Source organism: Rhodococcus sp. C1, from assembly GCF_020809065.1.
Lineage (GTDB): Bacteria > Actinomycetota > Actinomycetes > Mycobacteriales > Mycobacteriaceae > Rhodococcus_F > Rhodococcus_F qingshengii.
Genome location: NZ_CP078080.1, coordinates 5095834 through 5108193 on the forward strand (window position 1 = coordinate 5095834; position 12360 = coordinate 5108193).

Consider the following 12360-nt stretch of genomic DNA (forward strand, 5'->3'; position numbering starts at 1 on the left):
CCCTGTTCCTGAGAATTGCCGCCCGTCAGATCTCGCTCTTCACGATCCGGCCATTCGAAAATCACCGACGCGGCACCACGGTGGACACTACGTTCGGCAACCTCGACCAGTCCGCGGTGATGTAACTTGCGTGCTGCCCGGCCAACAGGTCGAGACGCTCGCTCGCCTCGGTTTCGGTGGCATGGGTTCCGTCGATCTGCGGAGCGACCTTGTGCGCGTCGGTCATGACGAGCAGGTAGCCGCGATCGTGGTACCAACTCGGATCCACGACTCCGGCGGTGTAGTCGAGAGCGTCACCGTCGAAGATCACGAACCACGGACGGATCCCCGGGTCGGTATAGCGGTCGAGACGTGGGTCTCCCGGTGATGCACGGTGAACAGCGGGAAAGGCGGCGCCGAGTTCGACGAGCCCGGCGGAGGACAGATCTCGCAGGTGCGTCGCATACTGCCGGTCCGTCCACTCCGTATCGAGAGGGTTTCCCTCCTCGATCGTTCCCGGTATCAGCTCGAACAGAAATTTCCCGGTCATTTCGGAATTGCTCGGCCATCCACGCTCGGTGACGGCGGCATCCGGGGTGGAGTAGGACTCCCCCATCAGATCGGCCGGCGTGAAAACCGCGTCTCCGAGAGTCCCGAGAATCAGGGCGTCGAGATCCGCGGGCCCACGTCCGTACCCGGCAGTGAACCCGTCCTTGATTTCCAACTTGATCATCACCGGCGGATGCTCGGGATTGGCCTCGTGCCACGCCCGCATATCTGCCAGGCATCCACGGAATCCCTGATCTCGTAGACCGCTTCGCAACCCGGATGCGTCCTGAGCGCCGACGCAGTTGCTGTCGCTCGCCACCGGATTCATGTGCGACACACGCCAGTCCGGACCGCCTCCGTTGGTCCACAAGTCCAGCTCGAGCAACGACGCCCCGGAATCCAAAGCGTCGGCGAAGTACGAAAACGTCGCCTTCTCGTAGGAATTGTGGACCCCGACTGACGTGGTCTCGGAAAACGAGCGCACTTGGTTCGTAGTCGTTTCGGCGCCGGCAGAGGGCGCCGAGACGACCGCCACGAACGCACTCATACCGGCTACCAGGATTGCTCGCATGTTCGACACTCTCGCAGAAATCACCCCACGGCAGGATGGAATCGTCAGAGTTAACTGGACAATCGTCTAGATTGCACCGGAGTGGGGCATGATTTCAGGCGGTGAGTGAGGGCAATTGTCAGGCCAATAGCATCAGTGCCGGAACTGATCCGAGTCAGAGCACTCGCCGCACACTCGCAGGAGGAATCGCATGCAGCTGACTCAATTCGTTCACCGATCCCTACGAGCGTCGCCCGAAGCGGTGATGACGATCTCCGATGGCCGAGTGCGCACGTCTCGCGAATCGGTCGACCGGATCAAGAGGCTCGCGGGCGGGCTGCAGACGTTAGGCCTGCGCACCGGTGACAGAGTCGCGATCTTGGCATCGAACTCCGACTACTACCACGAGGCGCTCCTGGCCTGCTGGTGGTTCGGAGCAGTGGCCAGTCCGGTCAATTCTCGCTGGAGCACGGCGGAAATCACATACGCCCTGGAAGATTCAGGGTCGACGGTATTACTCGTGGACGAGAATTTTGCTTCCGTCGGATCTACCCTTCGCGAGGCGTGTCCAGGCCTGACCACTGTCGTCTACTGCGGCAACGACCGAGTTCCGGACGGAATGCTCGACTACGAACAGGTGATCGCGGAGGCGATTCCGGTCGACGATCTGCGCGTCGGCGGCGACACGCTTGCACTACTCCTCTACACCGGCGGGACCACCGGAGTGCCGAAGGGCGTGATGATCAGCCATCAAGCGCTGATGACCTCGGCGCTGGGCACTCTCGCGGCAGGCGGCGTGGCAATCAGCAACGGAACGAACCTCGCGGTGAACCCTCTGTTTCACATTGCCGGGATCGTCGGATGGTTGGCTCAGTCGCTGATGGGTGGAACTCAGGTCTTCGTACCGAACTTCAGCCCACGGACGTTCCTCGAGGCCGTGGACCGCTATCGCCCGACAACCGTGGGTCTGGTGCCGACAATGCTCCAGATGTTGGTCGCCCACAAAAACGAAACGGGCGAAGACGCAACCACCTACGATCTGTCCAGCGTCAGGATCCTGAGATACGGCGCCTCGCCCATATCTCCGACGCTTCTCGGACAGGTCATGCAAATGTTCCCCAACAGTTCCTTCGCTCAGGGCTACGGGATGACTGAAACCGCGCACATCAGCATGCTGAGTCCAGCCGATCACCTCGAAGGTGGTGACCTCCTCCGCAGCGCTGGTCGCGCACTCCCTCATTGCGAGGTGAAAATCGTCGACCCGGCCGGCTCGGAACTCCCACCCGGCGAGGTGGGCGAAATCGTCACGTTCGGCAGCCACGTCATGCTCGGATACTGGAACAAACCGAAGGAGACCGCTGAAGTGCTCCGCAGCGGGTGGATGCATACCGGCGACGCGGGGTACCTCGACGCCCGCGGTTACCTGTTCATCGTCGATCGCATCAAGGACATGATCGTCACCGGTGGCGAGAACGTCTACTCCACCGAGGTCGAAAACGCTCTGGAACAACACGAATCCGTCGCGGCCTGTTCCGTGATCGGTCTGCCCGATGCCCAGTGGGGCGAGCGTGTCCATGCCGTGGTCGTCCTTCGGCATGGTTTCGACGCCGACGCCGACGAACTGCGCGCTCACGTGAAAACGCTGATAGCCGGATACAAATCTCCGCGCACTTTCCAATTCGTCGATGCATTGCCGCTGTCGGCAGCAGGCAAGGTGCTGAAGCGCGATCTTCGTTGCAACGCAACGTAATCCTTTACGACGGTCAGGATTACAGCTTCAATGTCGGTTCTGGGTCGGTGATCAAGCGGTGCAGTGACGGCGACGCCGCTACGGCCTCTCCTAGTTGCGTCGCACTCGCGATTTCGTCGCCGAACTCCGATCGCCAGGCGTGCAGTCGACGCGTCAGTTCTTGCAATCGGTATTCGCGGGTCATGCCGATTGCACCGTGTGCCTGGTGGGCGGCGCGGACGCTCACGAGCGCATTCTGCGAAACCACCAATTTGGTTGCGCTCACTTCGAAGTCGGCGTCGCCTCTGATGAGTGCATGTGCAGTGCGATCGACGGCCAGCGTGGACATCGAAGCCATCTGAGCAAGCGTCACGATATGCTGCTGGACTGCTTGAAACTGCGCGACGGGCCTACCGAATTGCACCCGGTCGGACACATAGCGCCGGGTCAACGTCGACGCCGACTCCATCGCTCCCGACATCTGCACCGAGCGCAAGAACGCGCCGAGCTTGCTGAGAATCCGGGCATCGACCGGGTTGTCGCCGTCAATGGTCCGCGCTTCGGAGAACGTCAGGCTCTCACGCGGTTGCCCCGCAAGATCCGTCCCGCCACCGATCTCGGCGTCGGAGATGTCAAGGAGTACGACGCGATCACCGAGAACTGCTGCCAGCACTGATGCAGCGCTACCCCACGGCACGTCGTGAAAGGTTCCCGAGAGAACACCGTCGTTGGTCCGGCGCACATCGTCGCGCGGCGAACCCGGGGCGACCGTTGCGATTCCGGAGGGCACGGGTAACCCGCCCGCTGTTGCCAGCCTGCCCGCGAGGTACGTCTCGGCGAGCGGCAGCGGCGCAGCGTGCCTCGCCGCCGCGCGCTGGACAGTCACGGCGTCGAGGAGCGAGCCACCGGAACCACCAACCGATTCGGGAAGACCGACCAGAGGTAACCCTAGTTCGACTGCCGCGCTCCATAATCCGGCGGGCAGACCGCCGATCTCCGCCTGCGCTACCACCTCGGTGCCGGACTTCTCGGCGAAAAATTGCTCGACCATCGATTCGAGGTCGGCGTCGAATGTGTACGCGTTGATCTGTGACCCCGAATTCATCGGTCCAACCCTTTCATGATCACGGTGCGGAGAATTTCGTTGGTACCGCCGCGAATCGACCACGACGGCGCCACCAGCACGGCCCGGGCGAGCAGCGACTCGTACGGATCGTCGGATGCAAGGTCCGGAGCCCGGCCGAGGTGCCGCGCGACGGTCGCAACACAGTCCTGTTCGAAGCGTGTTGCCATCTCCTTGATCAGCGCGGCCTCCGTGACCGGCGAGCGACCGGCGTCGACCATCCGTGCGATGGACAGCGACATCCCGCGAAAAGCCCAGCAGCGTGCGGTAATCGAGCCCAGATCGGCGAGGGCAGCTGGACCGCATTGCGCTGCTTGGTTGGCCGCGAAGTTCTCGAGGACCGGCATCAGCGACATCCAACGGTCGACGCCACCTCGCTCGAGTGCGAGTTCACCGGTGTTTTGTCCCCAGCCCGCTCCGACGTCTCCGAGGCGACGCGAATCCGGCACGAAAACATCCTGGAACGACACCTCGCAGAAGTCCTCACTACCGTCGATGAACGGAATGGGTGAGACGGTCAGACCCTCGCTGTCGCGATCGACGATCAGCTGAGTGAGACCGTTGTGCTTGTCTGCCGAGGTTCGAAGCAGGGCGAGTATGTGTGTGGCATGGAAGGCGCCGGTGGTCCAGATCTTGGTGCCGTTGACTTTCCAGCCACCATCGACACGTTCGGCGCGAGTGCGCACCGATGCCAGGTCCGAACCCGAGTCGGGCTCACTCATCCCGATCGAGAACGAGAACTCACCGCTCGCGATACCGGGAAGGAAGTACCGCTTCTGTTCTTCCGTGCCGTTGGCGGCGATGCTCGGACCCGACTGTCTGTCTCCGATCCAGTGATAGCCGACCGGCGCTCCCCGCGCGAGAAGTTCTTCGACGACGACCAATCGATCCACTGCTGACCGTCCGCCCCCGCCGTATTCCTTCGGCAGCGACATGCCGAGCCACCCACGTCGACCCAGATCTCGCGAGAACACCGGATCCACCGCCCCGGCCATCCCGAGTCCGAGCGAGTAGGTACCGGGGGTGAGTCGCTTGTCGAGGTACTCCCGCACTTCAGCCTGAAGAGCAAGCTCCTCGATCGTCAGTTCTGTTGCGTCGAAACGCATGACGTCTCCGATCAGTTTCGTGAGTCGATCCGCCGCCCGTGGCGCTTACCCGAATTTTTCATGCGCCCAGCAGCAGGGCGCAGCCGATCTCGAAGAGTCTGTCCGACAGGTCGTCGCGACGGCGAAGCCGGCCGATTCGGACGGCGTTCTCCACAACTGTCAAAGTGGCATTGACGGTGATCCTGGCGGTGGCGGACTCGAGGCCCGGACGGACTTCTTCGAGCATCTTGACCCATAGCGCGACGTACTCACGTTGATTCTGTTCACACGTGCGGCGGAACTTGTCCGGTAATTGGTCGAGTTCGCTGATCAACAACCCGATCAAATGACGCTCGTTGATCGCGAAATCGATATGTGCGGCAAGCAATCCGGACAGCGCGTCCTCCGGGCCGGTTGCGGCGCCGAGAGCCTGTGCAACGCCGAGCCGGCGACGCTCGCCGCCCCTCGAGACCGCGGAGATCAGCAGGTCGATCTTGGCATCGAAGTGGTTGTACACATTCGGGCCTGTCGTTCCTGCAGCCTCACCGATGTCCTCGGTATTGACTGCTTGATATCCACGCTCGTCGAACAGCCGAATTGCTTCGGTCAACAAGAGTTCACGTCTGGGTATCACAACGGGCAGGTGACCCGTTGCCGCCACGACTTTCACTTCTGAGCGACCCAGTTCCGCGTATGCAGCGCGGTCTGCCAACTCGACAAGCAGCAGTTCCATCTGACGCCTCGGCAAGGACACTCGATGCGAAGACACACTGTTGAAGACTGCGATGACAGCCCAGGCGAGCAGATAGCTGTCTTCCTCGTCGAGGTCGGGACGCTCAATTCGGATCAGCGCTGCATCGCGCGAAGCTGCACTCTTGAGGGTCGAACGCATTTCCTCACGTTGCTCGTCAGGCAGATAGCGTGCCTCTCGCTGCCACAGGAGCGACAGACCCCGACGTTTGGACACCGATGCCGCAAGTTCGGTGATCAGTGTTTTCAGATCCTCGGCACCTGCGACCCGATCGTAGAGCGATTCGATGCCTGCGTTGACCGCGGCGTAGAGGAGATCCGGCTTGTTCTTGAAGTGCCGATAGAGCGCAGGTGCCGTGATTCCAACTGCAGCAGCCACCTGAGCGACAGACACGTTGTGATAACCGTGCTCACGGAAAAGCTCACCTGCAGCCGCAAGAATCTGCTGCTTACGGTCGCGGGGCCTGCGTACGACCATCGTGACTCTCTCCTTCGCGGCAGCGGACACGCTCAGAGTACCGAGCCGAGGAATGAAGCAATGAACCGAACCGTCTACAGCAGCGACGATCCGATGCACCGTTCACGAACACGGAATCCCGCTCAGGAGTAGATGAACGACTCGACCATCCCTCGTTCGGCGGCCCTGTCTGCAAGAGGCCACGCCAACAGCATCAACACGATCCGAACCACCCACTGCGACTCTTGACCTTCAGGATCCAATCCTGCAAGTTCCAGTGCAGTACGCGGGAGCAACGGCGAGGACACGAGATACTCGTCGATTCCGTTGGCCCGCGCTGCCGCAAGGCCGTGGCTCATGGCAGCGTCGGATCTGATCGCGTCGACGGCGACGAGGATCGACTCCACGATGCGCTCGTCGCCGTGCAGTGATTCGACGGCAGTTGCGACCTGGCTCGCCACGGATGCCGCGCCTCGTGACAACAACCCCTCGCGGATCGCGGACTTGCCACCTACGTAGCGGTAGAGCGTTGCCCTCGAACAGCCTGCGCGGGCAGCGACGTCGTCGGCGTTGAACCGATCGAATCCCTGTTCTCGAATCAGCTCTGCCGCAGCCGCGAAGATGCGCTCGGTTGCGAGTTCACGGCGGTTACCGCCGGCCAACCAGTCGGCGGCGCGGCGCTCGTTTGCACCGGTCACTCTCCGTCACCTCGTCTCACTCTGAGACAGATTCAATCAGAAATCTCAAGGCTACGGAAGGCCGCGAGCCTCTGACCTGGGAGAAGTACGAGGGGGTTGAAGTGCGTGAGATTTTCTCAAAATGCCAGTTCAGAGGCATTTTCCACCTGTTGACTTCTCCTCGACGGCCGTGACATCTTCCCTTCGTGACACCATCGACGCTCGACATCAACCCTTTCCTGCCGTCGAACATCGACGACCCGTACCCGCTATACGACGTACTCCGGCGCGAGCACCCCGTGTACCGCATTCCTGATACCGACTTCTATCTGGTGTCCACGTGGGAATTGGTCACCGAAGCCGTTTCCCGTACCGACGACTTCTCCAACAACCTCACCGGCGTGCTGGTTCGTACACCGGACGGTTCGGCAATGACATTCGACATGAACGGCGGCGGCCAAGCTGTTCACGTTCTCGCGACTGCCGACGAGCCCGACCATCAACACCAGCGCAAACTTGTCTTGCCGACACTGGTCGCCAAACGTATACGAGCACTCGAGCCGGTGATGACCGAGTACACGCAGCAGTTGTGGGACAACGGCTTCGACGGTCGACGGATCGAATGGGTCACGTCGGTAGCGGACACGCTGCCGCTGCAGATGGTTGCCACGCTGATCGGCCTGCCGGCACACGACGTCCCCCAATTGCTGGCGTGGTCGTACGACAGCACCGAACTTCTCAGCGGCATCGTGACGTCGGAGCGTTTGACAGGCGTCGTCACCTCGGCGGCCGAACTCACCGGGTACCTCTACAGCAAGTTTCGTGACGCACGGGCTCACCCGGTGGATGATCTACTCGGAGACCTCGTCCGTTGCTGTGACGCAGGCGAACTCAGCGAAGACGTGGCCGTGCTGATGTTGGTGCAACTCGTCGGTGCGGGTGGCGAATCGACCGCCGGACTGATCGCCAACTCTGCACGGTTGCTCGCCGAGCGCCCTGAGATTCAGACGCAGCTGCGCGAGGACCCTCTACTCGTGGGCGCGTTCCTGGAAGAAACGCTCAGGCTCGAGTCACCCTTTCGCGGACATCACCGACATGTCAACGCGGACACGACACTCGGTGGCATGACACTGCCCGCCGGCAGTCATCTCATACTGCTGTGGGGTTCGGCGAACCGCGACCCCGAGTCGTTCGTCGAACCACAGGTGATGAACCTCGACAGAGTCAATCCCCGAGCACATTTCGCCTTCGGCAAAGGAGCACATTTCTGTGTCGGGGCCGCGCTGGCTCGTCTGGAAGCAAAGATCGCGATCGCAGTCCTTCTCGAAAACAGTGCGCACTTCACAATCGATTCCGAATCCCCACCCCGTTGGGTCCCCAGCATGTTCGTACGCCGCCATCAGAGTTTGCGTCTCGCTGTCACCGGATAGTTTCACTCAGTTGTCGAAATTGTGGGCTATCCAGTCGATCGTCTGCATTCCGAACAGATCAGTTCCCCAACCGTATGGATTCGTGAATGCGCGGTCCATACTGCAGTCGGTGGGCTGGTAGCTCACGTCGGTCCCTCCACTCCTGTACGTGTCCGCCAGTTCTCGCGCATCAGCTGCCGGTACAAGTGACATCGGGGAGTCGTCCTTTGCGCACGAAGTTATCAATACCTTCGACGCCGGAGCACCGTGGCCCAGTACGTTGTCGTCGTACGCGCGCTGGAAACTGGGTTCTGTGATCGGATCGATCCCCGGCTCGAAAAGGCTCGCCAGCGGTACGAACGGAAGCGTGAAGTACGCCGGCATCTGACACTCATCCCGGTACACGTCGGCAATCGCTCGGCCCACCGGATTGAGCTTGTCGTTCAACTTCATCTCGGGGTACCAGGGCTCGAGGCCGAGGAGCGTCGCCAATCCGAAGCCGGCCCCGACCGAGGAATCTGTTGTCTCCATGAATGTTCGGGGCTTGATCACCATTCCCTCGAGGACTGTCGAGACGATGTCGAGTTCCGGTGCGTAGGACTGCGCGGATTCGGCGGCGAATGCCGAACCGACTCCACCACCAGCGATTCCGAACAACGCAATCTCCGCATCCGGATTCAGCTCGGAATCCTGCACCTGAAATGCTGCGCGCACTGCATCCAACTGGGCGTGCCCGGCGAACTTACCCGCGAAGACCCCGTGGGGATCACGGTCTCCGTTGTTCCCGACGTCGGAAATTACTACGGCATAACCTTTTCCGAACATCAGCGCCAGCGGACCCAAGGCCGACCAGGAGGCGCCGTCCAGCGGATCACCGCCCGTCCAGTGCGAACTCGGATGACAGTAGCCGCCGACGCTGTCGTTGGCCTCCTGGTAGCTGATGACTTTCTTCTCCGATGCCGGTGTTCCGTCGATCGGGATCATCATGATCCCGGTGCTCACCACCGGCGTCGAACCGTCGATTCCAGTTGTGACGTACATGATCTTGTAGGCGTCGAGCTGTCCCGGTTTGTATCCCGTGAACAGTACATCCACCTTCTTCGACTTCAGGAGGTCACCGGGACGCTCGACGCCGGTCAACACCGGCTCGTCGTAAAACGGATCATCGGCGGTGAGCGCAGTGAAGATCTCCTCTTCCGATGCGAACTCCCCCGACCTGAGCGCACCGACCGTGAACCCGTTGAAAATCTCTCCCAGAGTGGGAGTATCGGTCCGAAACTCCTGGGATACCGGAGCTTGCGCATCGTCTGGAACACCACTGCCTGGGGCCTCGGCTTCAGCAGTCGCAGGCAGAACCAGCGCAACGGTCAGCGCTACCAGCGGGGCAAACCTTCGAAATCTGGCACCCGACATCACTGAACTGTCACTTTCAAACTGGAGAGGGCCGATTCGAGCGTTTGTGGGAGGGTCACCATCGGGCGGTGACTCTCCAATTGAATTTCGTAGGGAACACTTAATGTGGCTACGAGCCGTGGCCAATCTTCTTCGACCATCGCTCGGTACTTCGGCAAGAGCTGTGAGGTGATGTAGTCCCACCGTTCCTCGTACACCGACCAGTTCCAATCCGGTAAGGGCAGTGTCACTGTCGCGGTGCGTCCGTCCGCCAGTGTTGTCGCGAACTCGAGAGACCGAAACGAGCGAGGCGGTACGACGCCGGCGACCGAGGGCGAGCCGGCGACAGTCGATGCGTAAGTGATCGCCTCTCCCACATCACCTTTGTAGGCGCGCACGGTATCCCACTGGTCGCGGATGATCATCCCTTGCTCGCGTTGGAGCAGTGCTACGTTCCCACGTGCAATCCGATTCGAATCGCCGGAGGCTACATCACGCCAGGCGTCCATGACATCCTGACCGAACAATCCGGCACTCTGCATTTCCTCCAGCGCGGGAAGTCCTTCATCCACGTATGCCTGATGCATCGGCATCAGATCCGAGAAGATGTTCTTCTGCATCACCAGGATCATCCCCAGCACATAATCCAAGTCGTCCGCCGTGACGTTCCTGCCCACCGCGGCGAGCGCGCGCAGCCCTGCCGGCAATTGGTTCAGCGCTTGCACGCCAACCTGATCCGTGACCTGAGAAACTATCGAATTGGCAACATATTGCAGATTCGGAAACGAGTACATGCCCGCCATCAGTTCGAAGTCGATCAGTCCCCCGCCGAAGTCCGCACCAACCTGTCCGCCCATGCCCGCCCACTGCAATTCCGGGTGACCGAGTTGCAGATCCTCGTAGTAGCGGTACGACTTCACCAGGTTCGTGCGATTAGCCGACACTCCGGCGCGCGGATTCCACGATGAGAGATCGATTCCGGCGGCTTCCGTGGCAGCGACCAATCGATACTGAAACAGCAAGGCCGCATAGGATTCCGGACTGCGACCACTGGCGCGGGCTTCTTCCACAAGGGCTTGCAAGGTGCCGAGATCAGTCGGCAACGCGGGATGGACACCGCCCGGACCGTGTTCGGCATTCCGATTCACCAAAGGCAAATTCACGTACTCGCCCAGCTCGGACGCCGACGCTGAAATCTGTACCGAGAGCAACGCGGACATCGCCAGCGCACATGCCGTCGCGGCTGCCAATACGTCGCGCGCCCAACGACGTCGCCGAACACCTGCCCCCAGGTTCATCCGCATATCGATCCCTGTACTCAGGTCGGCATAGCCCCAATCGACGCCGACACCAAACACTTACTTTGCAGTAAGATAACTCGAGCCCCGAATAAGTGCCAATCCACTGCGAACGCTTCAGGCATCTCTACACGTCGTTGCCGTCTGCAGTTGGTTATCCAGTTCACGGGCGGCCGAAACCTCTCCAGCGGGCGACCAGCCGGTTACCTGATTGCCCGACACCGTCGGAACATGCGCAGCTACGACTGTGCCCCCGGGTCCGGAAACTCGGGGGCACAGTCCAGACGTCGAGTGATTGGCCGCTACCCGAAGTCAGGCATGTTCTGCCCGCTGTCCTTGTAGAACTTCCATGTGCCGTCCTGCGGTGACTCCATGATGCGGTAGACCTCGGTTGCCCCGACAATCCACAACTGGCCGTTGTACCAATGCAGAGTGGAACCCGATTCCACACGGCCACTTGCGAGTTCGTTGCCGTCGGCGTCGACCACTGCAACCCTGTTACCACCCGCAGTCCAGCCGCCGGTGAGGCCGCCACTCTCGACTGTGTCCGTCAGAACCGGCTTCGGATCAGCCGAGGGAGTGGTCTCCGGCGACGTGGTTTCCGGGGTGGTCGGTGCCGGAGTTGTCGTGCTCGGTGCCGTCGTGGTCGTGGCCTCGGTGGTGCTGGTCGGCTCGGTAGACGTTGTCGGATTGGCGGTCTCGCTCGTGGACGGAGCTTGGGTGGTGGTCGTCTCCAACGCATCAGGCTCGTTCGGCACCATCGCTTCGGCCTGCATCCTGCTCAGAGGGTTCGCCCCGTTGGGTGCCGGTGTCGCCGGATTCCAGGTGTTGGTATTTTCCCAGGCCTGGTTAGCCAATTGCGGACCACGATTACCCTCGCATTCGGTCCTGTTACTTACGAGGTCCTTATGGGTTATCTCGACAGACGACATGAAACCAGATGAGATTGCCGGCCCGTTCACGGTGTACACCCGCGCCCACATCACATTGCGACTGCCATGGGTAATTCCACTGATGGACGTTTGGCTCGCCGACAGATTATCCGTTCGAACGATGTAGCTCGGATCGGATTTCCTCACGAAAACCACCTTGTACCCCGTGACACCTGGAACCGCGGGCCAGCTCAGGTTTGCTCTACGTCCCAATAGGTCTGCTCCTCCCGACGTCGAGCAGTTCACAGTCGAGGTCAACGGCGTCGGATAGAAGTTGCCCGTCGCCACCTGTGCGCCAGTCGAATTGACCACGTCAGTTGGATTTGCCAACGTCCCAGTGGCCTGAGCCAGACCGAAAGCCATTGCAGCAGCGCCGCCGACAGCGATCAACGACCGCAGCGACTTCATGCGGGTGCTAGCCCGTCGCATT

Annotated in this window: 10 protein-coding genes; 2 read left to right on the forward strand and 8 right to left on the reverse strand. The window is 61.1% G+C overall.

Annotation, left to right across the window (positions count from 1 at the left end; genetic code table 11):
* Window positions 1–61: 61 nt before the first annotated feature.
* The gene (locus KTR60_RS23415; protein ID WP_211920844.1) at window positions 62–1099 is read right to left on the reverse strand and encodes a phosphatidylinositol-specific phospholipase C domain-containing protein; all 1038 of its coding nucleotides are present in this window, start codon (window positions 1097–1099) and stop codon (window positions 62–64) included.
* Window positions 1100–1289: 190 nt separating this feature from the next.
* Here KTR60_RS23415 and KTR60_RS23420 point away from each other — a divergent pair, with 190 nt between their 5' ends.
* On the forward strand, window positions 1290–2828 hold the full coding sequence (locus tag KTR60_RS23420) for an acyl-CoA synthetase (protein WP_064113488.1): 1539 nt from the start codon (window positions 1290–1292) through the stop codon (window positions 2826–2828).
* Between the two features lie 19 nt (window positions 2829–2847).
* Here KTR60_RS23420 and KTR60_RS23425 read toward each other — a convergent pair whose 3' ends face one another.
* From KTR60_RS23425 to KTR60_RS23440, 4 genes are all read right to left on the reverse strand, one after another.
* Complete coding sequence (locus KTR60_RS23425; RefSeq protein WP_064113487.1) at window positions 2848–3912, reverse strand: acyl-CoA dehydrogenase family protein; 1065 nt, start codon at window positions 3910–3912, stop codon at window positions 2848–2850.
* A complete protein-coding gene (locus KTR60_RS23430; RefSeq protein ID WP_042922335.1) occupies window positions 3909–5036 on the reverse strand; it encodes an acyl-CoA dehydrogenase family protein in 1128 nt (375 codons plus the stop codon). The genes KTR60_RS23425 and KTR60_RS23430 overlap by 4 nt, the downstream gene beginning before the upstream one ends.
* Before the next feature lie 58 nt (window positions 5037–5094).
* Entirely contained in the window at window positions 5095–6243 is a 1149-nt protein-coding gene (locus KTR60_RS23435; RefSeq protein WP_178377370.1) for a TetR/AcrR family transcriptional regulator, read from the reverse strand.
* A gap of 122 nt (window positions 6244–6365) precedes the next feature.
* Window positions 6366–6920: a TetR/AcrR family transcriptional regulator gene (locus KTR60_RS23440; protein WP_007731448.1), complete on the reverse strand. Its 555-nt coding sequence runs from the start codon at window positions 6918–6920 to the stop codon at window positions 6366–6368.
* A gap of 185 nt (window positions 6921–7105) precedes the next feature.
* Between KTR60_RS23440 and KTR60_RS23445 the strand changes: the two genes are divergently transcribed.
* Entirely contained in the window at window positions 7106–8329 is a 1224-nt protein-coding gene (locus KTR60_RS23445) for a cytochrome P450 (protein ID WP_064113486.1), read from the forward strand.
* A gap of 6 nt (window positions 8330–8335) precedes the next feature.
* Here KTR60_RS23445 and KTR60_RS23450 read toward each other — a convergent pair whose 3' ends face one another.
* From KTR60_RS23450 to KTR60_RS23460, 3 genes are all read right to left on the reverse strand, one after another.
* Complete coding sequence (locus KTR60_RS23450; protein WP_007731446.1) at window positions 8336–9721, reverse strand: lipase family protein; 1386 nt, start codon at window positions 9719–9721, stop codon at window positions 8336–8338.
* Window positions 9721–11004, reverse strand: coding sequence for a hypothetical protein (locus tag KTR60_RS23455; RefSeq protein ID WP_082900921.1), 1284 nt, complete (start codon window positions 11002–11004; stop codon window positions 9721–9723). Before KTR60_RS23455 ends, KTR60_RS23450 begins: the two co-directional genes overlap by 1 nt.
* A 296-nt stretch (window positions 11005–11300) precedes the next feature.
* Window positions 11301–12359: a hypothetical protein gene (locus KTR60_RS23460; protein ID WP_228401300.1), complete on the reverse strand. Its 1059-nt coding sequence runs from the start codon at window positions 12357–12359 to the stop codon at window positions 11301–11303.
* Window position 12360 lies beyond the last annotated feature (1 nt).